General features: G+C 62.0%; 22 protein-coding genes and 2 tRNA genes. 14 read left to right on the top strand and 10 right to left on the bottom strand.

Annotated elements, in window-relative coordinates; all coding sequences use genetic code 11:
• Positions 1-36: 36 nt before the first annotated feature.
• From ACLB0R_RS09855 to ACLB0R_RS09830, 6 genes are all read right to left on the bottom strand, one after another.
• Positions 37-1,809 carry a site-specific integrase gene (locus ACLB0R_RS09855; protein WP_184107145.1) on the bottom strand — a complete coding sequence of 591 codons (1,773 nt, stop codon included), beginning with the start codon at positions 1,807-1,809 and terminating at the stop codon, positions 37-39.
• Positions 1,809-2,942: a tyrosine-type recombinase/integrase gene (locus tag ACLB0R_RS09850; RefSeq protein WP_184107147.1), complete on the bottom strand. Its 1,134-nt coding sequence runs from the start codon at positions 2,940-2,942 to the stop codon at positions 1,809-1,811. Before ACLB0R_RS09850 ends, ACLB0R_RS09855 begins: the two co-directional genes overlap by 1 nt.
• Before the next feature lie 290 nt (positions 2,943-3,232).
• Entirely contained in the window at positions 3,233-3,580 is a 348-nt protein-coding gene (locus ACLB0R_RS09845) for a DUF952 domain-containing protein (protein WP_416643857.1), read from the bottom strand.
• A gap of 21 nt (positions 3,581-3,601) precedes the next feature.
• Positions 3,602-4,780 (bottom strand): aspartyl/asparaginyl beta-hydroxylase domain-containing protein, encoded by a 1,179-nt coding sequence (locus tag ACLB0R_RS09840; protein ID WP_416643858.1) that lies wholly within the window; start codon positions 4,778-4,780, stop codon positions 3,602-3,604.
• Positions 4,781-4,807: 27 nt separating this feature from the next.
• Entirely contained in the window at positions 4,808-7,540 is a 2,733-nt protein-coding gene (gene gyrA, locus ACLB0R_RS09835) for a DNA gyrase subunit A (RefSeq protein ID WP_416643859.1), read from the bottom strand.
• Positions 7,541-7,681: 141 nt separating this feature from the next.
• A complete protein-coding gene (locus ACLB0R_RS09830) occupies positions 7,682-8,077 on the bottom strand; it encodes a hypothetical protein (protein WP_416643860.1) in 396 nt (131 codons plus the stop codon).
• A 283-nt stretch (positions 8,078-8,360) separates the two neighbouring features.
• Between ACLB0R_RS09830 and ACLB0R_RS09825 the strand changes: the two genes are divergently transcribed.
• A complete protein-coding gene (locus ACLB0R_RS09825; protein WP_416643861.1) occupies positions 8,361-9,719 on the top strand; it encodes a hypothetical protein in 1,359 nt (452 codons plus the stop codon).
• Positions 9,720-9,782: 63 nt separating this feature from the next.
• Here ACLB0R_RS09825 and ACLB0R_RS09820 read toward each other — a convergent pair whose 3' ends face one another.
• The gene (locus ACLB0R_RS09820) at positions 9,783-10,253 is read right to left on the bottom strand and encodes an Lrp/AsnC family transcriptional regulator (protein WP_416643862.1); all 471 of its coding nucleotides are present in this window, start codon (positions 10,251-10,253) and stop codon (positions 9,783-9,785) included.
• Positions 10,254-10,486: 233 nt separating this feature from the next.
• Between ACLB0R_RS09820 and ACLB0R_RS09815 the strand changes: the two genes are divergently transcribed.
• From ACLB0R_RS09815 to ACLB0R_RS09795, 5 genes are all read left to right on the top strand, one after another.
• A complete protein-coding gene (locus ACLB0R_RS09815) occupies positions 10,487-12,715 on the top strand; it encodes a histidine kinase dimerization/phospho-acceptor domain-containing protein (protein ID WP_434953833.1) in 2,229 nt (742 codons plus the stop codon).
• A 3-nt stretch (positions 12,716-12,718) separates the two neighbouring features.
• Entirely contained in the window at positions 12,719-13,768 is a 1,050-nt protein-coding gene (locus tag ACLB0R_RS09810; protein ID WP_416643864.1) for a polysaccharide deacetylase family protein, read from the top strand.
• Between the two features lie 14 nt (positions 13,769-13,782).
• Positions 13,783-13,859 (top strand) — tRNA-Ile (locus ACLB0R_RS09805).
• A 131-nt stretch (positions 13,860-13,990) separates the two neighbouring features.
• A tRNA-Pro gene (locus ACLB0R_RS09800) sits at positions 13,991-14,067 on the top strand.
• Positions 14,068-14,253: 186 nt separating this feature from the next.
• Positions 14,254-15,480 (top strand): tyrosine-type recombinase/integrase, encoded by a 1,227-nt coding sequence (locus ACLB0R_RS09795; protein WP_416643865.1) that lies wholly within the window; start codon positions 14,254-14,256, stop codon positions 15,478-15,480.
• On the opposite strand, the gene ACLB0R_RS09790 is transcribed toward ACLB0R_RS09795, so the two are convergent.
• Entirely contained in the window at positions 15,465-15,680 is a 216-nt protein-coding gene (locus ACLB0R_RS09790) for a helix-turn-helix transcriptional regulator (protein WP_416643866.1), read from the bottom strand. The genes ACLB0R_RS09795 and ACLB0R_RS09790 overlap by 16 nt on opposite strands.
• A gap of 179 nt (positions 15,681-15,859) precedes the next feature.
• Between ACLB0R_RS09790 and ACLB0R_RS09785 the strand changes: the two genes are divergently transcribed.
• Genes ACLB0R_RS09785 through ACLB0R_RS09750 form a run of 8 tightly spaced genes read left to right on the top strand, consistent with a single transcriptional unit; the run spans position 15,860 to position 24,057 of the window.
• Complete coding sequence (locus ACLB0R_RS09785; protein ID WP_416643867.1) at positions 15,860-16,150, top strand: type II toxin-antitoxin system RelE/ParE family toxin; 291 nt, start codon at positions 15,860-15,862, stop codon at positions 16,148-16,150.
• Positions 16,151-16,159: 9 nt separating this feature from the next.
• The gene (locus tag ACLB0R_RS09780; RefSeq protein WP_416643868.1) at positions 16,160-16,495 is read left to right on the top strand and encodes a HigA family addiction module antitoxin; all 336 of its coding nucleotides are present in this window, start codon (positions 16,160-16,162) and stop codon (positions 16,493-16,495) included.
• Between the two features lie 6 nt (positions 16,496-16,501).
• Complete coding sequence (locus ACLB0R_RS09775; RefSeq protein WP_434953832.1) at positions 16,502-17,392, top strand: hypothetical protein; 891 nt, start codon at positions 16,502-16,504, stop codon at positions 17,390-17,392.
• Positions 17,389-17,592 (top strand): hypothetical protein, encoded by a 204-nt coding sequence (locus ACLB0R_RS09770; protein ID WP_416643869.1) that lies wholly within the window; start codon positions 17,389-17,391, stop codon positions 17,590-17,592. Before ACLB0R_RS09775 ends, ACLB0R_RS09770 begins: the two co-directional genes overlap by 4 nt.
• Positions 17,589-19,148, top strand: coding sequence for an Eco57I restriction-modification methylase domain-containing protein (locus ACLB0R_RS09765; RefSeq protein WP_416643870.1), 1,560 nt, complete (start codon positions 17,589-17,591; stop codon positions 19,146-19,148). Before ACLB0R_RS09770 ends, ACLB0R_RS09765 begins: the two co-directional genes overlap by 4 nt.
• Before the next feature lie 29 nt (positions 19,149-19,177).
• Positions 19,178-19,519: a hypothetical protein gene (locus ACLB0R_RS09760; protein ID WP_434953831.1), complete on the top strand. Its 342-nt coding sequence runs from the start codon at positions 19,178-19,180 to the stop codon at positions 19,517-19,519.
• A gap of 14 nt (positions 19,520-19,533) precedes the next feature.
• Positions 19,534-22,113 carry a DEAD/DEAH box helicase family protein gene (locus tag ACLB0R_RS09755; protein ID WP_416643872.1) on the top strand — a complete coding sequence of 860 codons (2,580 nt, stop codon included), beginning with the start codon at positions 19,534-19,536 and terminating at the stop codon, positions 22,111-22,113.
• A 57-nt stretch (positions 22,114-22,170) separates the two neighbouring features.
• Entirely contained in the window at positions 22,171-24,057 is a 1,887-nt protein-coding gene (locus tag ACLB0R_RS09750) for an AIPR family protein (RefSeq protein ID WP_416643873.1), read from the top strand.
• Between the two features lie 29 nt (positions 24,058-24,086).
• Here the strand turns inward: ACLB0R_RS09750 and ACLB0R_RS09745 are convergent, their stop codons facing one another.
• Both ACLB0R_RS09745 and ACLB0R_RS09740 read right to left on the bottom strand, forming a co-directional pair.
• The gene (locus tag ACLB0R_RS09745) at positions 24,087-24,350 is read right to left on the bottom strand and encodes a conjugal transfer protein TraD (protein ID WP_416643874.1); all 264 of its coding nucleotides are present in this window, start codon (positions 24,348-24,350) and stop codon (positions 24,087-24,089) included.
• A complete protein-coding gene (locus ACLB0R_RS09740; protein WP_416643875.1) occupies positions 24,334-24,639 on the bottom strand; it encodes a conjugal transfer protein TraD in 306 nt (101 codons plus the stop codon). Before ACLB0R_RS09740 ends, ACLB0R_RS09745 begins: the two co-directional genes overlap by 17 nt.
• Positions 24,640-24,654 lie beyond the last annotated feature (15 nt).

Genomic DNA, 24,654 nt, shown 5'->3' with positions numbered 1-24,654 from the left:
AGGCCGGCGCCCCCGCCCTCGTTTGTGGCCGCACGCTCATTCGATCGGCGGCAGCACGGGCAGCGCACGGTCGACCGCTGCATCATGCAGCGTGTCCGGGAAGCGCGGCAGAATATCGCGTTCGAGGATCTCCAGTTTGGGGGCATAGAGCAGCCGCCAACGACCCGGCACCATCCCGTTTCGCGCGTCGATCAGCGCCGATCGCGTCGCGTTAAGCCGAACCAGCATCTCCACATCGAGCGGGATGACCGCGTTCTGGCAGGTGAAGCACCCCAGCCAGGCCGTGCAGAGTTGGCCCGCACGCTGGCCTTCCGCCGCCCCACCCATCGGATCGGCGCAGATGAAGCCCGAGGCCGACGCACGGCGAACGTCGACGTCAGGCTGTTCGGGTATTTCCGCATCCGGCTCCCCCCGCACGATCTCGACGAACCGGGCCTGCAAGGCGCCAACGGCGATGGCTTGGGCTTGTCGGACGAGCGGCCGATCCACATAACGCTGCGTGGTGTCCGGCGTCGCATGGTTCGCCAGCGCCTGGGTTTTCAGGATATCATGGCCCAGCCTCTCATGCGCCAGCGTCAGCCCAGATGCCCGAAGCGCGGCGATGCTCAGTTGCAAGGGCCTGCCCAGATCGTCTCGCAGATCGTGACGCTTCACGAAGCGCCGGACATGCGCCGATACCAGATAGTTCGGTATCACGCCGACGATCCGCGAGCTGTTCATATTGTCGATCAGGAACAGGCGGTCCCGGTCCTCGGGCCGCGCATGCGGGATGAGCGCAGCCGTCATTGCCAGCACTTGCTCGATCAACGTCGGGACCGAGAAGCTCTTATCCTTGAGGAAGCTGCGCCGTTGTTCGCGGCTCGAGCGCCCTTTGCTCCAGGTGACGAGCACGCGGCCGTCAAGCAGGAGGTGCTCGCTCATGCAGTCGCGACGAAGCAAGCGCAGCGCTTCGGCATTGGCGTAGGTCTGCGCGCCGATCGCGATCATGTAGGGCACGATCGTTTCCGGCATCATGTAGAGATGAGCCGCCACCTTCAGATTGGCGCCATGGCGCAGCATCGCGAAGTGAAGGCGCCACAGTTTCGCTCCCGGCTTCGACATCACCCGCGTCGGTGGCACGATCCCGCCGAACCGATCGCAGATTATCGCAAGCAGAACCCCGATATCGTCCAGATCAAGCCGCGCCAGATCGTCCTCAGCCGCGATCGCGGCACGGTCGAGGCGCGCAAGCGCCGCGCACCCAGCCTGGAACACCGCCCAGCTGGCAGTGATATCGGCGCGGGCTGCGGCTAGCACGCGCTCCATCTCGTTTCGGCTCAGCACCGCTCGAGGCGGTGTCTCGGCATTCTTGCGTGGGAAGGCGTTGAACGGGATATCAAGGTCGGAGTGGGTCAGCTCGGGCCGGTTTCGCTGCAACCATGCGATCAACTGCTTGATGCACGACCATGCCCCATGTCTCGTCGCCTTCACCCAGGGTTTGGTATCGAGCGATGCGATGAACGCGCGCAGCACCGCTGTATCGACGTCACGCATCGACGTGATTGCATCATCATGTTCCTTGATGAACGAGAACCACAGGGGAAGCCGACGATAGGTGCTGATGCGAGTTGACGCTGCTTTGTCGCCAAGATGATGTCGGAACGCCAGCGCCAGCTCGGCCGCCATCGGCACTTTTCCGAACATTGTAAAATCGAACGAACGCTTGAGCGTGCCGTCTGCTTGTACGAAGTTGACGACGAGCGTACCGGGCTCGCTGATCAGCGGGATCGGCGATGGTGCGACCCGATAATTCTTCCGGCGGCGTGCCACTACAGCAGTGCCGCATAGAGATCATCGACTGAGGATTCGATGATCGAGAGGTCGGTTGCGACGACGCGGAGGTAGATCGCTGTGGTCGCAAGATCGGCGTGCCCCATCAACACCTGCAGCGCGAGCAGCGGATTGAGGTCCGGATGGGTTTGTGCCTCGCGCTGCAGGAACCTCAGCATCGCTACCGCGAACGTGTGGCGCAGCGCATGGAACGTCGCCGGTACGCCTGCGCCGTCTGCCGCCGCTTTGAACATCGCGCCAACCCGCCGGGGCGTCATCGGCTGCCCCCTTACGGTCAGGAACAGCGCGTCAGGGTCAGTGGGCCCAGCGCGAGCTTGCATTTTTCTAACCGTGACGGCGCGCTCCTCCCGCACATAAGCCCACGTCCGATCCAGAAGCGTGGGCGGCGGATAGATGACGCGGGCTTTTCCGCCCTTTGTTGCGTCGATTCGCACCGGCATCATCGGTTCGGCGCAGGCCTTCGGAAGAAGGCGGAGTTTCAACCCGGCGATCTCCATGCGCCTTATCCCGGTCGTGACCGCCCATTCGACAACGAGCCGGTCCCTGACCGGCATTTCCGCTATGATCCGCCGGATCGCCGACGGCGCCAGCGGACGCGGCAGCATCGTCACATGGCGCACGGTCAGCTCGTTGACGCGCTCGCGGCCGCCACTCGCATCGATATGAGCGAAGAAGCCTGGCGGGCGGCTTCGCGACAGTGCGACGTCGCTTGCCGTAAACGGCGTTCGATCAATCAGGCCGGTCCCGGCACACCAGTGGTAGAACCGGGCGATGGTGCGCAACCGGCCATTGATCGTACTGCGCGCCAGCGGCTTTTCGTCGTCATCAGGTGGATGCAACATATTGTCCCGGTATGCTGCGATCTCACCAGAGCCGACACTGTCCCAGCGCCAGTCATTCGCCTCAATCGTCTGCCACCAGTCATAGAGCGCTTCGCCGTAGGTGCGCCAGGTCTCGGGGCTGCGCGTCCGCCCACGCACCAGCGCGACATGCATCAGCCAGGCACAGGCCGGCTCGATCAGTCGCATTTTCGCGTCGAGCAGCATCGGCACGCCCAGAACCGATGAGCCATCGGGCCTGAACGTTTCTGCCGAGAACAACAACTCCGCCATACCTCTCCTCGATCGCTGCCGAATGGGGTGGGCCCTCGGGCCCACCCCATTCGGCGAAGAAGGAGAGTGGGGCCTGTGCAGGGTGTCCTTCTGGATAGCCCTGAAAGGACAGAAAGGACATCCTGTGGGCAGGACCTAACCCGAATGTTCCCACTGATGCGGCGGTGTCCAACTGGCCGGGGGCGATCGAGTGCTTCAGGTCTCCGACACTGCGGCATCGACGATAGGAACGAGCGCGCGCGACATTATGGCATAGCGCGGCAGTAGGACAGCGTGCGCGACGTCAGGCGTTACGCCGCGCCGGGCAAGCGAACCTTCCCGTTGTCGTCCCGCTCCAGTGGCGTTGCCGCAATCACCGCGTCCATCGACAAGGTCGCATAAAGATGTGGGAAAAGCGCGCCGCCGCGCGACACTTCCCACTTCACCGCGTCGCCGAGCTTGGTGAGATCGACCGCCGCGATCCACAAGCCGCTTTGCTCGGCGAAATGCTTGTCGACGGTCTCGGTCACCTGATCCGCGGTGGAGAGGTGGATATAGCCATCGGCCAGATCGATCGGCGCGCCGGTGAAGCTGCCGGCGGCCTGGAACGATGCCCATTGCTCGGCAGTCAGGATTTTATGGGCGATCGAAATGGACATCATGGCTCCTCTGGCGGGCGATCAGCCAGCGTCGACGGGCATGGCCTGATAGCCGTTGATCATTTCGAAGAGACGCGTCAATGCCGCGCGCTCCTCCAGCGACAGTTCGGGACGCCAGATTTCGAACAGCAGCACGACCCTGGTCGCGTTGCTGCGGTTCCAGGCTTCATGCTCGATCGAATCGTCAAAGATCAGCGCTTCGCCCATGCGCCATTCGCGCGTCTCGCTGCCCACTCTCAGCGCGCAATCGCCGGGGACAATAAGCGGGAGGTGGCAGATCAACCGCGTGTTGAGCAAGCCGTGGTGCGGCTGGATATGCGTATCGGGCTCCAGTCGCGAGAATAATGCCATCGGCGATCGCTCAGCGATCACCGGGAGCGGCGCACCGCCCAGCGCCGCGACGGCAGCGGGGCAGGACGCAGCGGCATCCGGCTGAAGCTCGCCATTCTTCCAGAGGTAGTAGGCGCCCCAGCGATGATCGTCGCGCAAGGGGTTGGCGGGCGGCGGTCGGTTAGGCTGGCCGGTGACATAGGGCGTGAAGGTCTCGGTATCGCGGCTCATCACACCATGAAGCTCATCGCGGATGGCCGGCGTGGCTGCTTCGAGTTCGGCCAGCCACGGGAATTCGTCGCGCTCGTAGAAATAGCGCTGCGGCAGGCCGGGAAAATAAAATGCCAGGGGTTGCTGCAGGTACAGCGTCGATCGGCCGAGCAGCAGATCGATCGACTGGCGCAGCCGCGCCCCGCCTCGGCCATCGGCAAGCCCGACATCGCTAAGCGACCGAGCGAGATGGTCGGCAAAACGCGATTGCGCCTGAGCAACAAAGTCGATCGCCCGGTCGAGCATCGGTTGAAGCGCTGCCGGCGTCGATTCTTGCCGCTCCGCCAGGGCGAGCGCCGTCTGATAATGGGCGGTTGCGGCGCGGTCGTCGCCTTTGTGCGCTTTGATGTCGCCCATCATCAGCAACGCGGGGAGATGGTTGGGCTCGATCCGCAAATGGTGATCGAGCGCTTTTTCCTCCGCTGCGGCGTCGCCCGTCAGCCGATAGGCCTGGGCGAGGGGGAACCAGGGCGCGGGAAAGTCCGGCGGCGCATCATGAAGCTGCTCGAGACGTTCCGCAGCCAGCGCGCCTTGCCCCGCCCGCAGCGCGGCAATGCCCTCGCGCGCCAGGGCGTCGGCGGCGGCGTGCGTCAGCGCCACCGCGCACCACTTGGCTGGCGGCGACGCTTATGAGGCGTCCGGACCCCCGCTATCCCCATTGGTGACCCCCTCGTCGCCCTCATCCCCGTCTTCACCCGCATCGCCGATCAGCGCGGCGCTGACGACATGCTCATCATCTGCCACATCGAACAGCCGCACGCCTGCCGATCCGCGGCCGATGACGCGCAGGCTGTCGAGCGGCATGCGGATCATCTTGGCCTGGTCGGTCACCAGCATCAGCTGATCGGCCGGCACCGCCGGGAAACTGGCGACGACCGGGCCGTTGCGGGCGATATTGTCGATGTTGACGATGCCCTGGCCACCGCGCCCGGTGCGGCGATATTCATAAGCCGAACTGAGTTTGCCATAGCCATTGGCGCAGACGGTGAGGATGAACTGCTCGCGCGCGGCAAGCTCCTCGTAGCGCGCTTGCGTCATGCCGATCTGGCCGTCGCGGTCGGGCTTCCACGGCGCAAAGCGGAGATATTCCTCGCGCTCGTCCTGGTCCTTCACGCCGACGCGGTGCAGGATGGAGAGCGAGATCACCTCGTCACCGTCGCGCAAGCTGATGCCGCGAACGCCGGTTGAATTGCGGCTTTGGAATTCGCGGACATCGTCGGCGGGGAAGCGGATCGCCTTGCCCTGCCGCGTCGCGAGCAGCACATCGTCGCCGGCGTCGAGCAGCGCGACGCCGATCAGCCGGTCATCGGCATCCTCGCCTTCGAATTTCATCGCGATCTTGCCGTTGCTGGGCACGTTGGTGAAGGCATCCATGCTGTTGCGCCGCACCGATCCCTTGGCGGTCGCGAACATCACGTGGAGCGCGCCCCATTCGGCCTCATCCTCGGGGAGCGGCAGTACGGTCGAGATCGTCTCGCCATCGGCCAGCGGCAGCAGGTTGATCATTGGCCGCCCGCGCGTTGCCGGGCCGCCTTCAGGCAAGCGCCACACCTTCATGCGATACACACGGCCATGGGTGGAGAAGAACAGCACCGGCGTGTGCGTGCTCGTCACGAACAGATTGGTGACGACATCTTCTTCCTTGGTCGCCATGCCGGCGCGGCCCTTGCCGCCGCGCTTCTGCGCGCGAAACGTGTCGAGGCTGGTGCGCTTGATATAGCCCTGCATCGTGACGGTGACGACCATCTCTTCGCGCTCGATCAGGTCTTCGTCCTCGATCCCGTCGGCGGCCGCGGCGATTTCGGTGCGACGTGGCGTGGCATAGGCGTCGCGCACCTCGACCAATTCCTGGCGCAGCACGGCGTAGAGCTTCACCCGGTCGGCGAGGATGGCGAGCAATTCCTCGATCGAGGCGGCGAGCGTCTTCAGCTCGTCGCCAATCTCGTCGCGGCCGAGCGCGGTCAGGCGGTGGAGGCGCAAGTCGAGGATCGCGCGGACCTGGAGGTCGGACAAGCGATAGACGTCGCCCGTCACTTCGGCTTCGACCGCTTCGACCAGGCGAATATAGGGAGCGATCTCGGCGACGGGCCATTCGCGCATGAGGAGGGCATTGCGCGCTTCCGCCGGGCTCGCCGAGCCACGGATGATGCGCACCACTTCGTCAAGGTTCGTCACCGCGATGACCAGGCCGAGCAACAGATGCGCCCGGTCGCGCGCCTTGGCGAGCTCGAACTTGGAGCGCCGCGTGATGACTTCCTCGCGGAACTTCACGAACGCGTCGATAATGTCCTTGAGGTTCAAAAGCTCCGGCCGGCCGCCGCGAATGGCGAGCATATTGGCCGGGAAGCTCTGCTGTGCCGGCGTGTGGCGCCACAGCTGGTTGAGCACCACATCGGCGGTCGCGTCGCGCTTCAGGTCGATGACGATGCGAACGCCGAGCCGGTTCGATTCGTCGCGAATGTCGCTGACGCCTTCGATGCGCTTGTCCTTCACTGCCTCGGCGATCTTTTCGACCAGCGCGTTCTTGCCCTGCTGATAGGGTATTTCGGTGAGGATGATGGAGCGCCGGTCGCCGCGCCCTTCCTCGATCTTGTAGCGTGAACGGACAATGATCGAGCCCCGCCCGGTCTCGTACGCCGAACGGCAGCCCGAGCGGCCCAGGATCATCGCGCCGGTCGGGAAATCCGGGCCAGGGACGATCTCGAGCAATTCTTCGGTGGTCAGCGGTGCTTCGCCCGAGACCGCGCGGTCGACATGCGCGAGGCAGGCATCGACCACTTCGCCCAGATTGTGCGGCGGCACATTGGTCGCCATGCCGACCGCGATGCCGCCGGCGCCATTGACGAGGAGATTGGGATAGCGCGCGGGCAGCACGGTCGGCTCGCTTTCGGAGCCGTCATAATTGTCCTGAAAGTCGACGGTATCCTTATCGATATCGTCGAGCAGCGCGGAGGCGGCACGGGCGAGCCGCGCCTCGGTATAACGCATCGCCGCCGGCGCATCGGGATCCATCGAACCGAAATTGCCCTGACCGTCGATCAGCGGCAGCCGCATCGACCAGTCCTGCGTCATGCGGGCCAAGGCATCGTAGATCGAGCTGTCGCCATGCGGATGGTATTTACCCATCACGTCACCGACGAGACGCGCGGACTTGCGATAAGCGCGGCCGGCGACATAGCCGCCTTCCTGCGCGGCGTAGAGAATGCGGCGGTGCACCGGCTTCAGGCCGTCGCGCACATCGGGCAGCGCGCGCGCGACGATGACGCTCATCGCGTAGCTGAGATAACTCGTCCGCATCTCGTCGACGATCGAGATGGGGGTAATGTCAGAAGGGTCGGCGAGCAGAGTCTCGTCGGTCAAGTCGGTGGTGCTTTCGGCTGATGTTACGGTCTGATGACGCGTCTAGCCGATCGTCCTTCGGGGCGCCAGCCCTCGCGCGCACGCGTACGCGCGAGGGGGCGTCAGGTCGGGCAGCCACAGTTCGCTGCCCGAATGGTCAGCTTATTTCTTGCACGCCTTCTTGTTGGCGTTGCCGGCCTTGTCGCAATTATAGGTGATCGTTTTACCGGTCTTGGTTGTCGTAGTGACGAGCCGGCCAGTCTCGGTGGGCTTCGGCTTGGGCTTGGGCGTCGCGGTGGGCTTGACGACTGGCGTCGGCTTGACGGTTGGAGTCGGCGTCGGCTTCACCGTCGGCTTGGCGGTGGGAGTCGCTGTCGGCTTCACGGTCGGCTTGGGCGTTGGCTTGGTGGTTGGCTTCGCAGTGGGCTTGGCCGTCGGTTTGCCGGCGGGCGTCTTCACGGCCGGGGTCGCTTTGGGCTTGGGATCGGCGGCGAGCGCCGGGGTCAGGGTCATCGCCGCGGCGGCTGCCGTCAGGCTCAGCGTCAGCAATTTGTTCATCGCTTCCATCCTCTTGATTGCTCCCGATAAACGGAGCTTACTTTGTCCCGGACGGCAAACTCCCCGCCGCCGTGGCGCGCTTATATCCGCTCGGGCAACGTCCGTCATCGTCGTGATTCAGGTCGGGTGCTTTTCGCTGGGGATGAATCGGTCCGGCCTCCATTCAATCCCCGTTCAGCGCGGGTCGCCCAACTGCGACCGAGCAATGCTTGAACCGCCCATCGGCGCCGGTTATGGCGTCGGCATGGCGGGGGCCACCCGTTTCCGAGGAGAGATTTACGCTATGACCAAAGTTACCCGAGCCGCGCTCATCGCGGCGCTGACGATGGGCGCGGGCGGCCTGATGGTCACAGCGCCGGCTATGGCGAAGAAGGACGACAAGAAGGATGCCGCCGCGACTGGCCAGGCCGCGCCGCTCAAGCTGACGCCCGAGTTCCAGAAGGGCGCGATCGATGCGCAGAACAAGCTCAAGGCAAATGATCTGGCCGGCGCCGATGCCGCGCTGACCCAGGCCGATGCGGCCGCGAAAACCGATGATGACAACTATATCTCCGCGCAGCTTCACCTTGGGATCGAGCAGGCCAAGCTCAGGGCAGCTTCGGGCAATGACCCCAACAAGTTCGCGGCTGGCCAAGCGGCACTGCTGCCCGCGATCAACAAGCTGATCGACAACCCGCGCACGCCGCAGGCCGACAAGGCCAAGTTCCTCGAAGCGCGCGGCGGCATGTATTATGACGGCAAGAAATACGCCGAGGCAGCCGCCGACTATTCGCGCGCTCGCGATGCGGGCAGCGCCAATCCCGATATCGGCCTGCTCGTGATGAAAGCCAAGGCGGAAGGCGGCGACACCGATGGCGCGGCGGCCGAGCTGCAGAAGCTGATCGATGCGCGGGGCGCGAGCGGCCAGCCGGTGCCCGATACCTGGTATCGCTACATCCTGTCCAAATATCTGAAGCAGAAAGCCGGTCCGCAGTCGGTCGTCTGGTCGCAGAAGCTGGTCAAGGCTTATCCGACCCCGGTCAACTGGCGTGCGGCGATTGCTGTCTATGCCGGCTCGGTTGCGCCGTCGGTCAAGCTCGACGCCCGCCAGCAGCTTGATCTGCTGCGCTTGCTGCGTGCCGCCGGCGCGCTCGCGGACGAGAACGACTATAACGACTATGCCCAGAAGACCGACGATCTCGGCCTTTATGGCGAGACGCTGTCGGTCATCGACGAAGGCACCAAGAACGGCAAGCTGCCCGCGGGCAACCAGCTCGCCAAAATGCTCAAGGGATCATCGACCACCGGAGCAAGCCTCGAAAAGCCGCTGACGGCGCAGGAAGCTGCGGCGCGCGCGTCCAAGACCGGCGACCTTGCGGCGCAGGTGGGTGACAGCTATCTCGGTCGCGCCGATTACGCCAAGGCGGCCGAATTTTATCGCCTTGCCCTGTCCAAGCCGTTCGAAAAGTCGGCGGGGACCGCAACCAAGCGGCACTTCCTCGATAATGATGAAGTGACGATGCACCTGGGCATCGCGCTCGCTCGCGGCGGCGACAAGGCCGGCGCCAAGACTGCGTTCGACTCGATCACGTCGAGCCCGCGCAAGGAAATTGCCGGTTTCTGGGAAACCTGGCTCGACACGCCGGCACCTGCCGCGAGCTGAGCCTCTCGACCGGACGATGATCAAGGGGGTGCCTAGGCGCCCCCTTTTTCATTGGTGCCGCTTCTAGCCCTGCGCGACCACCGGAATGCCAGGCAATGCCTTGGCGGTGCGGATCGTCAGCGAAGTCTTGACGCTGGCGACATTGGGCGCGGGCGTGAGGTGCGTCGTCAGAATATCCTGGAAGGCGCGCAAGTCGCTGGCGACGATTTTCAGGATGAAATCGATCTCGCCATTCAGCATGTGGCATTCGCGCACTTCGGGAATGCGCGATACATGATCCTCGAACGCGGCGAGGTCAGCTTCGGCCTGGCTGCGCAGGCTGACCATCGCGAAAACGGTGATCGGATAGCCGAGCTGGCCGGGGTCGAGGCGGGCATGATAGCCCTTGATAATCCCGGCTTCTTCCAGCGCCCGCACCCGGCGCAGGCAGGGCGGCGCAGTCAACCCCACGCGCTCGGCAAGATCGACATTGGTCATCCGGCCATCTTCTTGAAGCAGGTCGAGAATCTGTCGATCGATTCGATCCAGCGCCATTGCGCGTCATACTCCTGCACAGGAGCGAACTTTTCGCTCAACCTGTCCTAACCCACCATAATATAGTTGCGATCGAACGCAATTGTCCCACATTGCGACGTGCCGAAAAGGGTCGTTCCCGCACCCCCAAATCGCGGTTAAGAAATCGTTGCCGATGTGGTTGGCACGTTGGCGTTTGCGGGGCACCGGTTTTGCGTTTTGACGATAGTCTGGAGACCGTGCTCGCGGGTGATATGTCGTCACCGGTCGGGGTGCAGTCGGCCTGGCGACAATTGGTTGACCTGATCGGCCGCCGCCGCGTGCCCGCGACTCCCGAAGCGATCGAGCGCCTGCGGGCGATTCGCGCGCAAGTGCCGCCGCCGGTCCGCGCGGCAAGCGCCCGGGCGCTGGCGTTCGCCACGCCGCCGGCCGCGTTGGTTCGGCTGTTTGCGGAAGACGAGTTGTCCATCGCGGCGCCCGTGCTGCGCATCGCGCGGCTGATGCCCAATGAATGGGTCGCGATTCTGCCGGCAATGCCGTCGGCGAATCGCTCGATCCTGCGCCATCGCCGGGACCTGGGGCCGACGGTAACGCGCGCACTCGAGACGTATGGGCCGAGCGACTTTGTGTTGCCGCCGGTTGAACTTACGCCTGAGCCGCAGCCTGCCGTCGAGGTGGCGGAGGCTGCCTCGCCGAACGAGCAAGCTCCCGCCGAAGCAGAGACGGCGGTTGAGAGCGCCGTTCATGATGGCGGAGAGCAAGCACCGGTAGCGCTGGTTGCCCAAGAGCCTTCGGAAGATCAGCCGGATGCCGCGCCTGAAGCCGCTGAACCACCGGCCGCGCCCGCGCCAGTATTGAGCATCGATTGGCGCGAGGTGCTCGCCGCTCGTCCGCCGCTTCCCATCGACACGCCGGCACCTCCCCAAGCGCAACCGGCGCCGCTCGCCGAAGCGCCGCAAGCCCCGCCGGTTGCGTCGCAACCCACACCGCAGCCGGGCGACGGCGCCGTGGTCGCGGTTCGGTCGTTTCGCGTCGCGGCACCGCGCAGCTTTGGCCTGGGGAGCATCGTCGCGCGGTCGGACATTTTTCCAACGGAGCGCGGTGACGGCAGCGAGGCGACTGAACCCGCTGCTGAGGCCGCGCCGACTCCGGCGAAGGAACAATTAGCAACAGCACCGCCGGTCGCCGAAAACGACGCGCTGGTGGCGCTCGCCGGTGTCGCGCTGGGCGGTGTCGCCGTCCCTGAACTCGGGCGTATCGTGGCCGAGCCCAAGCCCTCCGCCGATCAACCCCTGGTCGAAGTCCCCACTGCGCCAACTGAACCAACGCCGCCGACCACTGGCGAAGGCGTCTTCCAGATTGCCGACATCGTCGCGCGGATCGACGCGTTCCAGCGCGATCGCGACGAGCCCGATGGCTTGCCCGCCAACGATGTGGCGCAGGAGCTCGATGAGGCGCAGGCGGAGCATTTCAGCTTTGAAACCGACGCGCGCGGCGTGGTGCGCTGGGTTGCCGGTGTCGCGCGCGCGGCGTTGATCGGGATGCCGCTCGACGGCACGCAGTCGCTCGGCGCCCAGGTCGATGGCTCGGCGACCGGGGCCTTTCGCCGCCGTGCGGGCTTCGCCAATGCGCGACTCGTCGTCGATGGCTTGTCGAGCGCGGCGGGGCAGTGGCGCATTTCGGGTATCCCGGTGTTCGATCGCGCGACGGGGCGGTTTACCGGCTATCGCGGCACGGCGCGGCGCCCGCGCGTCGATGAGAGCGCCGAGCCGGTCCGCCACCGCACGCCGAGCACCGATGCTGTGCGCCAGCTCGTGCACGAATTGCGCACGCCGACGACCGCGATTGCCGGTTTCGCCGAGATGATTGAGGGCGAGCTGCTCGGCCCGGTGCCGGCGCCTTATCGCGACTATGCCGGCAATATCCGCCATCAGGCGAGGGGGTTGCTCGGCGCGATCGACGATCTTGATACGGCGGCAAGGCTCGATTCGAATGCGCTCGATTTGCGGCCGGAAAGCGTCGATCTGGCGCCGATGCTCGCGCAGGTCGTCGAGGATTTGCGACCGCTGGCGACGCTGCGTCGCGTGCAGATTTCGCTGTTCGCCGAGCCCGGCATCAAGGTCGAGGGTGACGAGCGCGCGGTCGAGCGGCTCGCCGGGCGGCTGATTGCGACGATGGTCGCGGCCGGCGGCGCGGACGAAACGGTGATGATCACTGCGGCGCGCGAGGGGATCGATACCGTGACGCTGATGGTCGATCGGCCCAAGGCGCTCGCCGGCTTTGAAGGCGATGCGCTGCTCTCCGCCGATGCCGATCTGGGCGAGGATAGCGGTGCGCCTTTGCTGGGTACAGGGTTTGCGCTCCGGCTGGTGCGCAACCTGGCGACCGAGCTGGGCGGTGCGCTCGTCATCGCCGCCGACCGCTTGACTTTGCGGCTGCCGGCGGCCGTAAGGCTTGGCATGGGACAGGCAACGACCAACTGACCGGTGAGCGAGGGGGCAACCACGCCGCGCGGCCATCGCGTTGCGCCGCCGGCGCGCGACGCGCTGATCGCCTGGCCTGCCGATTTCGGCACGCGCGCGCTGATCTTCGTCGATACCGAGGAGGAATTTGACTGGCGCCAGCCTTTGTCACGCGACAATCGGGCGACGACGGCGGTCGCGGCACTCCCCGATGCGGCGCGGCGCTTTGCCGGCTGGGGGGCGCCATGGGCGATGATCGTCGATCACCCGGTCGCAACCGACCCCCACGCGATCGACCTGATCCGGACAATCCTGGCCGATCACCCCCAAAGCGCGATCGGCACGCAGCTCCACCCCTGGGTCAATCCGCCGTTTGACGAGGCAGTGACGCCGGCCAATAGTTTCCCGGGTAACCTGCCCGAAGCGCTGGAGGCAGCGAAGCTCGATGCATTGACCGAGGCGATTGCTGCCGCGTTCGGCAAGCGACCAACGGCGTATCGCGCCGGTCGTTATGGTATTGGCCCGAATACCCTCCGGCTGCTGGCATCGCGCGGCTATCGCCTGGATAGCTCGGTGCGCGCGGGGCACGACTATCTGGCGGAAGGTGGCCCCGATTTCCGCGATGTCGGGCCGCACGCTTATTGGGCCGATCGGGCCGGCGGGGTGATCGAGCTGCCGCTGACCACGGTGTTCACGGGGTTGCTGGGCGACCAAGCGCCGTCGCTCTATCGCGCTGCCTCCGCCGTTCCGGCCGCGCGCGGATTGTTGGCTCGAACAGGCCTCGCCTCCCGCATCGCGCTGACGCCTGAAGGCATGCCGATTGCCGATGCGCTCGAAGCGATCCGGGTGGCGGTGGGGCAGGGGGTGCGCGTGCTCGCTTTTTCGTTCCACTCGCCGTCGCTGGTGCCAGGGCACACGCCTTATGTCCGCGATGCCGCTGACCTGAAGGCATTCTGGGCATGGTGGGACGCCACTTTCGCGCTGATGGCGCGGCTCGGCATCGCGCCGATCGGGCTCGATGCGCTGATCGCCGCGGCGGATGCGGGCCTTGCTGGGGCGGGGCGGCTCGGCTAACCGTCGCGCGGCGTGGGCCTGTAGCTCAACTGGTTAGAGCTGGCCGCTCATAACGGCTAGGTTGCGGGTTCAAGTCCTGCCGGGCCCACCAATTTTCGGCCGAAGAGCCCGTGCGGGGCACGGGCGTGCCGAAAATTCCCAAGTGAGCGAAGCGAACGCCGGGGGTGGTTTGTAAAGCTGCTTGCCTATCCCTTCCTCACTCCCCTAAGGGTCCCCCCGCGTCGGGGAGTGGCGCAGCCCGGTAGCGCGCTTGCTTTGGGAGCAAGATGTCGCAGGTTCGAATCCTGTCTCCCCGACCATTTTCTTTCCCAGCACGTCCCAGTTTTGCGCACAATGTCCTGAAAGACGTTTATTTTCAATTGCTTAGTTGGGTCATCCATTTTCAAGCGATTTCAGCCAATCTCACCAGTTACCTGCAATTTGTGGGTAGGAATTTTGGTGCTGAACCTCCATTGCGCTAAGTTACCTGCATGCTTAGCGATGCAATGATCCGCAGCCTGAAGGCTGGACCCAAACCGACCAAGCACGCCGATGGCGGAGGCTTGTTCATCCTCGTCATGCCCAACGGCAAAAAGCTCTGGCGTCTGACATATCGATATGCGGGCAAACAAAACCTGCTTTCTGGCGGACCTTATCCGATTGTGAAATTGGCGGACGCGCGCAAGTGGCGCGATGAGGTCAAGGGACAATTGCTGGAGGGACGCGATCCGAGCGCCATCCGGAAAGCCGAAAAGAAAGCGCTGGCGGCAAAGGGCCAGGACGCATTTGAGATCGTCGCTCGCGAATGGCTCCATACCCGGTCGAAGGTCTGGTCCGAGCGATATGCGCGGATCACCCGCACCCGGCTGGAGCAGGACATTTTTCCGGGGCTAGGCTCCGTGCCAATCGGCGACATCGACCCGGTGATGCTGCTGACCGAGTTGCGCAAGATCGAGCAGCGCGGTTCGGTTGAAATGGCCCATCGCATCAGAAATCACGTCGGCGAAGTCTTCCGCTATGGGATCGCGACACAGCGGTGCCGGAGTGACCCCAGCCGTGACATTGCGCCCGCAATGATGCGTCCGGCACCGGTCAAGCACCGGGCCAGGGTCGATGCGCGCGACCTGCCCCAGTTCTTCGCCAAGTTGGCGCAGGACGAAGGGATGCGGATGAGTCATCTGGCATTGCGCTGGACCATGCTAACGATGGTCCGGACGCAGGAGACGCGCTTTGCGACCTGGAACGAGATTGAAGGGCTGGACGGCAATCAGCCGCTTTGGCGGATAACCCCCGACCGAATGAAGATGCGGAGCGAGCACCTAGTGCCACTGTCGCGACAGGCTGTTGCCCTGCTCAAGGAGATCGAGGCCGCAAACGTGTTTCGGACCGCTGGCAATGCCCGGCTGGGCAAGTTCCTGTTCCCCGTCGCCACCAGCAAGAGCGACGTGATCAGCGAGAACCGGATGCTCGACATCCTCTATCGTATGGGGTTGCGCGGCAAGGCGACCGTTCACGGCTTTCGCGGCTTGGCCAGCACCGTGCTGAACGAGTCCGGCGAGTTTGAACCGGATTGGATCGAGGTACAGTTGGCGCATGTCGCGCGCGGCGTTCGCGCGGCCTACAACTCAGCCCGATATCTGGCCCACCGGCGCATCATGATGCAGTGGTGGGCCGATTATCTCGAGCGCGCCGAGAAGGCAGGCCTGAGCGGCAACGTTCAGGCGGCCAGGTGATTGGCCGATGCGGGGCGGTAGGCCGCCGGATTGGACACCCAGCGGTTGATTTCCGCCTCGCTCCAGCCAGCGCCGTTGACGCTGATCCGCAATTGCGGCGGAAACGTCCCCTCGGCGATTTTGCGGTAAATGGTCGAGCGGGACAGGCCGGTCCGGTCGAGGACGGTTTTGAGGCGAATGATACGGTCTGGTTCGGGCATGTTCGTGGTTCCATTGCTTGCGTGTCGATGGCACCCCCTGCGAACAATCTTTGCCATTTCACGCTGCACGAAAAGGACATTTCTGGTGCATCGAAGTGCAGCGAAGAGATAAGTGCATCCGGCGGGATTGCCTGTATAGCGTCACTTGACGCCGAACGCCGAAATCAGTAGGAGAAGCGATGCGAATCAGGAACGTGATCCACAAAGGGTTGCGGCGCTTCATCGAGGAAGATGACGCCAGCGGGTTGCAGCCCGCCGTCGTTGCCAAGGTTCAGCGCATCGTTTCCTTCCTCCAGGACATGGAGCGCGAAGAGGAACTGCGGACTGTGCCGAGCTGGAAAGCGCATATGCTGACCGGCGACCGCAAAGGAACCTGGAGCCTGTTTGTGACGAAGAACTGGCGGATGACGTTTCGGATCGACCGGGAAGAGATCGAGATCATCGACCTCGACTATGAAGATTACCATTAGGAGCTGGCCATGAGCGCGATTGCAGGAATCCGCATGAAGAACCCGGCCCATCCGGGCGGGTTCGTGAAGTCCGAGATTATCGAGCCGCTGGGCCTGTCGGTGACGGCGGCAGCACAGGCGCTAGGTGTTACCCGCGCGACGCTTTCGACCTTGCTCAACGAGCATTCGCAGCTTTCCTCCGAAATGGCGCTGCGGATCGAGAAGGCGTTCGGCGTGTCGATGGACACGTTGATGCGGATGCAGAACAGCTATGACATCGCCCAGGCGCGTAAGCGCGAGGGGGAGATAAAGGTGATGCGTTTCCAGGGTTTGCCGAACGACGCCAGCACGGCTGCGACGCTGTAAGGCAGCATGAGCGACACCACGACATTCGCGACATGCCGCATGGAAGCCGGGCTGTCCGTTGCCGATGTCGCAACGGAATTTGGCGTGCTGCCCGAGTTGGTATGTGAATGGGAAAATGGCCGAGCGAAGCCGCCCGCCCACGTCATCCGGTCACTTGAAACCATTCACCGGATTGGCCGGACCGTAGAACCAGTCGGCATCAAACCGCAGCAACCCGAATTCGACGCCATTCGCGACGAAGGACCGCTGTTCAAATCCGACAAGCTGATCAAATCGAAGAAGCGCGTCGCCGATCATGGCGAGGTGTTTACCCCGCCCTGGCTGGTCGAAAAGATGCTCGATCTGGTCAAGGGCGAGACCGAACGGATCGACAGCCGGTTTCTTGAACCCGCCTGTGGCAGCGGCAATTTCCTTGTGCCGATCCTGCAACGCAAGCTGGCGGCCGTTGAGGCCAGATACGGCAAGAGCGATTTCGATAAGCGCCACTTCGCGTTGCTGGCGCTCACCTGCTGCTACGGGATCGAGCTGTTGGCGGACAACATCGTCGAATGCCGCGCCAACATGCTCGCGGTGTTCGCGCAGTATCTGCGGCTCGATGAACAGGATGAGCTGTATCGCGCCGCTGGTCACGTCCTGTCGCTGAACCTGATCCACGGCGACGCGATGACCATGAAGAATGCGGACGGCGGCCCGATCACGATCGTCGAATGGGGCTATATCGGCAAGGGCAAGTTCCAGCGCCGTGATTTCCGGCTTGATGTGCTCACCGGCATGTCCTCGTTCCGCGAAGAACGCACGCTGTTCGCGCATCTTGGGAGCCATGAGATTTTCCAGCCCGTCGAAAGTTACCCGCCGATGCGGGTGGCGGAGCTGGCGGCAGCGGATGGCAACGGATGAGTAATCCTGTTAACGCACCAATCGGCGACATTTCGGCGGCGGACGTTCCCGAATTTGTGCGCGGCGCACTTGAGGCTCTAAAGCGAGCCGCTGCAGAAGCCCGACGAATAGCGATCGAAACAGACACTGGTATCGTCGTCGTTCTTAGTGGCAAGACGGTGTTCATTTCTGCGCAGCAACTACGCGAAGGCCAAGTATGACGGAACAGGCGCGCTTCATCCTTACCGGGCGCAATCCCGACGTGCTGAGTTGCATTGCCAATCTGTCGAATGACGAGGTCTTCACCCCGCCGGAATTTGCAGGTCGGATGCTCGATACGCTGGCAGAGGCGTGGGCGGCGGCAAATGGCGGCGCAAACATATGGGCGGATAGCAAGGTCACGTTCTTCGATCCCTGCACCAAATCAGGCGTGTTCCTGCGCGAGATCGCCAAGCGGTTGATCGCGGGCCTTGAGACGGAAATCCCGGACCTGCAAACCCGCGTGGATCACATCCTGACAAAACAGGTGTTCGGCATCGCCATCACGAAGCTGACCAGCCTGCTGGCGCGACGGAGCCTCTATTGCTCGAAACACGCGACCGGCCCGCATTCGGTGGCCAAGAGCTTTGACGATGATGATGGGAATATTTGGTTCGAGCGGTTGGAGCATACCTGGTCTGGCGGCAGGTGTAAGTTTTGCGGCGCAAACGAAAGTGCATTCGACCGTGGCGATGATCAAGAAAGCCATGCTTACGCTTTTATCCACGCCGACGATGTCAGGCAGCGCCTAGGCCAACTGTTTGGAGGAAAAATGCATTTCGACGTAATAATTGGAAATCCACCATATCAGTTGAATGATGGCGGGCACGGAGTAAGCGCTTCTCCGATTTATCAGAAATTCATTGCTCAAGCGAAACAGCTTGAGCCGCGCTTTCTGTCTATGGTCGTGCCCTCACGTTGGTTTGGAGGCGGTAAGGGATTAGGTGATTTTCGATCGGAAATGCTTGGCGACGACCGGCTGCGGAAACTCGTAGATTTTGAAAATGCGACCGATGCGTTTCCGGGAGTCGATCTGGCTGGGGGCGTTTGTTACTTTCTATGGGATAGAGACGAGCGCGGTCCTTGCACCGTCACCAACATTGTTGGCGACTCCTTCGAAAGCCAAGCTGAGCGCAAGTTGGATGAGTTTCCGACTTTTGTTCGACATAGCGCTGCTGTTCCGATTATCCGTAAAGTCCTTGCTGCCTCGACAAGCATGATGAGCGAGCAAGTTTCGAGCAGAAAGCCGTTTGGCTTACCGACAAATGCCCGGCCATTGAAAAGTGGAGATTTGGTTCTTCGATGGGAAAAGGGCGAGGGGCCATATGAGCGTGACCAGATCACCGTAGGTATCGACTTAATTGATAAGTGGAAGGTCATTACCTCTTACGTTGCATACGATCACGCCGGAAACCCCGGAAAAGACGGACGAAGGAAGGTCTTTTCGAAAATCGATGTGATGCCACCAGGTATGATATGCACCGAGACGTATCTCGTCATTGGAGCGTATGAATCAGAGGAGCACGCTAGAAATCTTATCGAATACATGAAAACAAAGTTTTTCCGTTTTCTCGTTTCCCAATTCATTTATTCGCACCATTTAACCAAGTCGGCGTATGACTTTGTTCCTGTGCTCGACATGAATGAAACTTGGACTGACAGTGCGCTCGCTCTTCGTTTTGGTCTCACTGATGAAGAGATTAGCTTCATTGATTTGAAGATAAGACCCTTCGCTTGAAGCTGGTCGTCCGAATTGGGGGGTGAATGATGTCCAATTATGCAATCCAGGGAACGCATGGCTTATTGCTTGAGGCAGAGGTCGCTCCTCGCGCCCAGGCAAAATTTGAGCAGCGATACCAAGCCGCGACGGGTCAAGCCGTAACGACAGGCAATCCGGTTCATTATCAAAATCAGCCCAACAAATGGGGCGCGGAGTTGCGCGTTTACTTCAACGACCCCGGCATGGCCATTTCACTCGCGGTGGAAGGCTATCACGTGGAAAACTCGCTCAAGGCCTATCAAGGACAAAATTACCGTTTTCGCGTGAACTCAAAGAAGCTGTGGTGGGCATTCGTTGAGGATCACGGCCTCTGCCTTGGCATAAGCTGACAGTCGCAGCGAAAATGAACAAGCCTACCATCGACGGCATTCTGACGCCTAAGCCAGAAGCGCGGCTGCGCATCTATGCATGGACGCCGAACGATCCGCCTGCCGCCTATGCCGGGCTGATCAAGGTCGGGCAGACGACGCAGGAGGACGTCAACGACCGCATCCGCCAGAGCCAAGGGCAGATGCAACAGGCCTATACGCTGCACATCAGTGACCTTGCCGAGCGCCAGGATGGCAGCGCGTTTCGCGATAGCGACGTGCGCCAACGGCTGATCCAAAAAGGTTTCGAAAATGTCGTCATCGGCGCATCGCGGGAATGGATGCGCTGTTCGCCCGCCGATGTGAAAACCGCGATCGCCGAGCTGAAAAGCGGGCTTCGCTTCACCGGCACGCACTACGACGATTTTCCCATGCGCGCGGAACAGGCTCAAGCGGTCGAGCAGACCTATGCTTATTACCGATCGCGCTGGGATCAGGACGCCAAGGCCGTGCCGCGCTTCCTGTGGAACGCCAAGATGCGGTTCGGTAAGACCTTCACCAGCTATCAGCTTGCCAAGAAACTCGCCGCCAAGCGCGTGCTGGTCGTAACGTTCAAGCCAGCGGTCGAAGATGCCTGGGCGGCGGACCTTGAGAACCACCGGGATTTCGATGGCTGGCAGTATCTGTCCCGCAATACGGGCGGCGACCCGCGCGGCGTGCCGAAGGACAAGCCGCTCGTCTATTTCGGATCATTTCAGGATTTGTTGGGCAAGGACGCGACCGGCAACATCAAGCCGCGCAACGAATGGATTCACACGATCAATTGGGATTTGGTTGTGTTCGATGAATATCATTTCGGTGCCTGGCGGGATACCGCGAAAGAGCTGTTCGAGGGCGAAGAGGCAGCGGTCGCCAAGGCAGAAACCAAGCTGGAATATGCGGGCGAGCTGGAGGTTGTGAACGAAGACCTTGGCGAACTGTCCGAGGCCGAAGCCGAGTTTCTGCCGATCACCACGCGGGCCTACCTTTATCTGTCCGGCACCCCGTTCAAGGCGCTCGCCACCGGTGAGTTCATCGAGGAGCAAATTTTCAACTGGACCTACACCGACGAACAGCGCGCGCGGGCGGAATGGGACGCCGCCCATCCCGGCGAGCGTAATCCCTATGCCGCGCTGCCTCAAATGCGGTTGCTGACCTACAAGGTGCCCGACGAGATCACCACTATCGCCAGCGGCGGCCAGTTCGACGAGTTCGACCTGAACGAGTTTTTCGCAGCAACCGGCACCGGGGTGCTGGCGAACTTCAAGCACAAGGACGAGGTGCAGAAGTGGCTGAACGTCATCCGCAACGCCCCGGACGCGCCCCGCTCGCTTGAAAGCCTGAAATCCGGCGTCCGGCCGCCATTGCCCTATTCGGATACGCGCTTGCTGCCCTATCTCAATCACGCCTTCTGGTTCTTGCCCAATGTCGCGGCTTGTCAGGCGATGGCCAATTTGCTTGAAGAGCGGCAGAACGTCTTTTGGCACGATTATGATGTGATCGTTGCAGCCGGGACCGGAGCCGGGATCGGGCTTGAGGCGCTACCGCCAGTGCGCGAGGCGATCGGCAGCGGCTTCGAAAGCAAGACCATCACGCTGTCCTGCGGAAAACTGACCACAGGCGTGACCGTGCCGCAATGGTCGTCGATCCTGATGCTGCGTAATCTGAAATCGCCCGAAACCTATTTCCAGGCAGCGTTCCGCGTGCAGTCGCCGTGGTCGATCAAGAACCCGGACGGCGACGATCCTGCCCGCGAGGACATTTTGAAACCGGTGTGTTTCGTGTTCGACTTCGCGCCCACGCGGGCGCTGCGCCAGATTTCCGAATATGGCATCGGGCTGTCGCCTGGCGAGCCGAACCCCGAAAACGCGGTACGCGACCTGGTCTCGTTCCTTCCGGTGCTCGCCTATGACGGCGCGAACATGATGCAGATCGACGCCGGGGGCATTCTCGACATCGCGATGGCGGGCACGTCGGCGACCTTGCTGGCCCGCAAGTGGGAATCGGCGATGCTGGTTAATGTCGATAACGACACGCTCCGCCGTGTGCTCGACAATCCCGAAGCGATGGCGGCGGTCGAACGGATCGAGGGCTGGCGCGCGCTTGGTGACAATGTGATTGAGACGATCATCAACAAGAGCGACAAGGTCAAGGAACTCAAGAAGAAGGCCAAGGATGGCGACCTGAGCAAGGCCGAGAAGAAAGAGCTGAGCGACGAGGAGCGCGAATACAAATCGAAGCGAAAGCAGATTCAGGAAAAGCTGATCAAGTTCGCCACCCGCATCCCGGCCTTCATGTATCTGACCGATTTTCGTGAGAATACGCTGGTGGACGTGATCACCAAGATCGAGCCGGAGCTGTTCCTGACCGTGACCGGCCTGACGGTGGAAGACTTCAACCTGTTGGTCCGGCTGCGTGTGTTCAATACCGAACGGATGAACGAGGCCGTATTCGCCTTCCGCCGCTACGAAGATGCCTCGTTGCGCTATACCGGCATCGACAGCCACGAGGGACTGACCCACATCGGAGGGTATGACACGGTGGTGGCAATTGAAGAAACACATGGCGCCAATTAGCCTATTGTTTAGACAACGTTACCGCTACCCGCTGCAATGCAATAGGAGTTGTTTTTGATGACGCTGCCAGACTTTGATTCTTTCCTGATGTCATGGCGAGAAAGCGTTACGGAGGGGACGCCAACAACAACTGAACTTGGCCGCCGCTTTGCCCAAAAGATCGTGAGCCAATGGCTCGACGCGCCTGAAAGTGGGTTGGAGATCGTGTATTGCGACGGGGCGGGCGATGGAGGGATCGACCTTGCGGTTCTCGATGTCGGTCCCGAGGACGAGGCCGAAGGGCAGCCAGGCCACACTTGGTATCTGATCCAAAGCAAGCACGGCACCGCATTCGCGGGAACGCGAACCCTGCTGGTTGAGGCACAAAAGGTCATCGAAACGCTCGATGGTCGGCGCAGCGGGCTTAACTCGATGGCCGAAGGACTGCGGGAACGGCTCGCGGTATTCCGTTCTCAGGCAGGCCCGAACGATCGACTGATCATGGTGTTCGCCACTGAGCGCGCGCTCACGGACGACCAACGAGTTATCCTTGGCGACATCCGCACGATGGGCCGGGAACATATCGGTGGCATGTTTGATGTTGAAGCAATTTCAGTTGAAACGATCTACAGTCGCCTAGCCGAAGAAACGCCGGAAGTTGGGCTACGCGTTCCCCTTCGATCACACCTTGTGCCGTCCGGCACTGACCTCCTCGTTGGTTCGACGCGGCTAACTGATCTTTACCAGTTCCTGGTCGATTACCGCGACACGACCGGGGATCTCGACGGCATTTACGAAAAGAATGTTCGCCGCTTTCTTGGCGGTCGTGGCAAGGTCAACAAGGGGATGCAAGAGACATTGCGAGACGCGCCTGAGCGGTTTGGCCTCTACAACAATGGTATCACTATTGTCGCTTCGGATTGGACCGAAGCGGACGGCACCGTTGAGCTTGTTGCACCTTACATCGTGAACGGATGTCAGACGTCGCGAACAATCTGGGAGGTGTTTCATCGTCATTACCGGGCCGGTGGAACCGGGGTGAACCCGGAAATCGAAGCATGGAAGGCTCGGGCCAATGACGGTGCCGTAGTCACAAAAATCGTCAAGGTTGGGTCTGCCGGGGAGCCGCTGCTACAGGCAATTACGCGCTACACCAATAGCCAGAACGCCGTCCGGGAGAAGGACTTTTTGGCGCTGTCGAGTGACTTCAGCGGCTGGAAACAGGGCATGGCTGAGAACTATGACATCTATCTGGAAGTTCAGCGCGGTGGCTGGGATTCTCAGAAGGCATTGCAAAATGCAAATCCGGCAACACGTCAGTTCGAGCGCCATGTCAACGCGGCTGACTTGATTAAGGTTTACGGGGCCGGTTGGTTTGGCGAAGTCGGCTTGGCATTCGGCAAAAATCCGCCGTTCCTCCCGGGAGGGTCAGTCTTCAAACGCATCACGGCTTTACCGGAGGACGGGGAGGACACTTTCGGCGTCGAGGATTTGTATGCATGCTACCTTCTGCAAGAGGCAGCCGATCAGCTGAAATTTGGGCGCGGCGGCCCGCCAGCACGGCGTCAAAGCCGCTTCATATTCTATATGATTGTCATAACCTTGCTGAAGGACACCCTCAACCGAGCGCAGATGTCCACTGCGAGTCGGTCATTGTCACTTGCGCTTGCAAAAGTGCTGAATGACGAAGCTGCCAAGAATGAACTCATTACCCAGGCCGTGGAGCTTATCGAGGGCTATTTCACCCAAGGTAGCGAGGACAGTGTTCATGAGGAGCCTGCTCTTCGGAATACTCATTTCGGTGATTTGAATGCGTTCTTGAAAGCCGAACGATTCGGACGCTCCCGCGATTTCACGCCAAAACTTTTCGACGCATTGGCGTTGACCCAGAAGGCTATGGGCAAATCTTACGGTGGGCGACCATCTGCGCGCGAAGTCATCGTCGAAATCGTAAAGGGAAACTGAGCCAAGCGATGTGGGGTAATAAGGCATTGCTATTGGTCAGCACTGTCAAATGTCCGTTTGCCGCGACGCCGCCATAGCATGAGCGCATGGTCCCGTTTGTCGCCTTGCAGCTTATCGGCAATCGCCAGGAACGCGCCCAGCATCACCGCGCGGTCGTCGTCGGTCAGTTCCACCAGCCCAGCCTTTTGCACCAGCCCGCCAAGTTCGATCAGATGGCGGGTCCGTTCGCGGCGATCGACGACCCATTGGCGGGTGTCGGTGCGGCGCTGGCTGGTTTCAACGCGGTTCGTCATTGCCCTGGCTCGCTTGATTGCCGCTATTGTCTGGCGAAATTCCACCACCAGCCTTGCGCGACTGCCTTTGAAAGAAGGCCGCGCCGCTTGCCCGCCACGCCTCCCGCTCTTTCGTGTCCTTGGATTTGACCAGGCCGAGCAGCGCACCGGTCAGCGTTTCGGGATCGAGCGCATCGGCTCCGGTGGCGATGACCAGCTCGCCAAGCTGCAGGACCTTGCGGCTTTTGAGCTGCTTGGCCTTTTCGGTCAGGGCTTGCAGTTCCGAATCGAAATCTCTTGGTTTGCGCATATTTGGCTCCATCGG

Origin of the sequence: Sphingomonas sp. GlSt437 (assembly GCF_048015635.2) — a bacterium.
In the GTDB taxonomy this organism is placed as follows: Bacteria; Pseudomonadota; Alphaproteobacteria; order Sphingomonadales; family Sphingomonadaceae; genus Sphingomonas.
This window is presented reverse-complemented; position numbering and strand designations above follow the sequence as displayed.

What these genes read in the sequence shown, in the direction of transcription:
- ACLB0R_RS09780 (WP_416643868.1), top strand. Translation starts at nt 16,160, where the DNA reads ATGAGCGCGATTGCAGGAATCCGCATGAAGAACCCGGCCCATCCGGGC.
- ACLB0R_RS09785 (WP_416643867.1), top strand. Translation starts at nt 15,860, where the DNA reads ATGCGAATCAGGAACGTGATCCACAAAGGGTTGCGGCGCTTCATCGAG.
- ACLB0R_RS09790 (WP_416643866.1), bottom strand. Translation starts at nt 15,680, where the DNA reads ATGCCCGAACCAGACCGTATCATTCGCCTCAAAACCGTCCTCGACCGG.
- ACLB0R_RS09765 (WP_416643870.1), top strand. Translation starts at nt 17,589, where the DNA reads ATGACGGAACAGGCGCGCTTCATCCTTACCGGGCGCAATCCCGACGTG.
- ACLB0R_RS09775 (WP_434953832.1), top strand. Translation starts at nt 16,502, where the DNA reads ATGAGCGACACCACGACATTCGCGACATGCCGCATGGAAGCCGGGCTG.
- ACLB0R_RS09750 (WP_416643873.1), top strand. Translation starts at nt 22,171, where the DNA reads ATGACGCTGCCAGACTTTGATTCTTTCCTGATGTCATGGCGAGAAAGC.
- ACLB0R_RS09755 (WP_416643872.1), top strand. Translation starts at nt 19,534, where the DNA reads ATGAACAAGCCTACCATCGACGGCATTCTGACGCCTAAGCCAGAAGCG.
- ACLB0R_RS09830 (WP_416643860.1), bottom strand. Translation starts at nt 8,077, where the DNA reads ATGAACAAATTGCTGACGCTGAGCCTGACGGCAGCCGCCGCGGCGATG.
- ACLB0R_RS09740 (WP_416643875.1), bottom strand. Translation starts at nt 24,639, where the DNA reads ATGCGCAAACCAAGAGATTTCGATTCGGAACTGCAAGCCCTGACCGAA.
- ACLB0R_RS09815 (WP_434953833.1), top strand. Translation starts at nt 10,487, where the DNA reads ATGTCGTCACCGGTCGGGGTGCAGTCGGCCTGGCGACAATTGGTTGAC.
- ACLB0R_RS09825 (WP_416643861.1), top strand. Translation starts at nt 8,361, where the DNA reads ATGACCAAAGTTACCCGAGCCGCGCTCATCGCGGCGCTGACGATGGGC.
- ACLB0R_RS09760 (WP_434953831.1), top strand. Translation starts at nt 19,178, where the DNA reads ATGTCCAATTATGCAATCCAGGGAACGCATGGCTTATTGCTTGAGGCA.
- ACLB0R_RS09820 (WP_416643862.1), bottom strand. Translation starts at nt 10,253, where the DNA reads ATGGCGCTGGATCGAATCGATCGACAGATTCTCGACCTGCTTCAAGAA.
- ACLB0R_RS09795 (WP_416643865.1), top strand. Translation starts at nt 14,254, where the DNA reads ATGATCCGCAGCCTGAAGGCTGGACCCAAACCGACCAAGCACGCCGAT.
- ACLB0R_RS09845 (WP_416643857.1), bottom strand. Translation starts at nt 3,580, where the DNA reads ATGTCCATTTCGATCGCCCATAAAATCCTGACTGCCGAGCAATGGGCA.
- ACLB0R_RS09745 (WP_416643874.1), bottom strand. Translation starts at nt 24,350, where the DNA reads ATGACGAACCGCGTTGAAACCAGCCAGCGCCGCACCGACACCCGCCAA.
- ACLB0R_RS09850 (WP_184107147.1), bottom strand. Translation starts at nt 2,942, where the DNA reads ATGGCGGAGTTGTTGTTCTCGGCAGAAACGTTCAGGCCCGATGGCTCA.
- ACLB0R_RS09770 (WP_416643869.1), top strand. Translation starts at nt 17,389, where the DNA reads ATGAGTAATCCTGTTAACGCACCAATCGGCGACATTTCGGCGGCGGAC.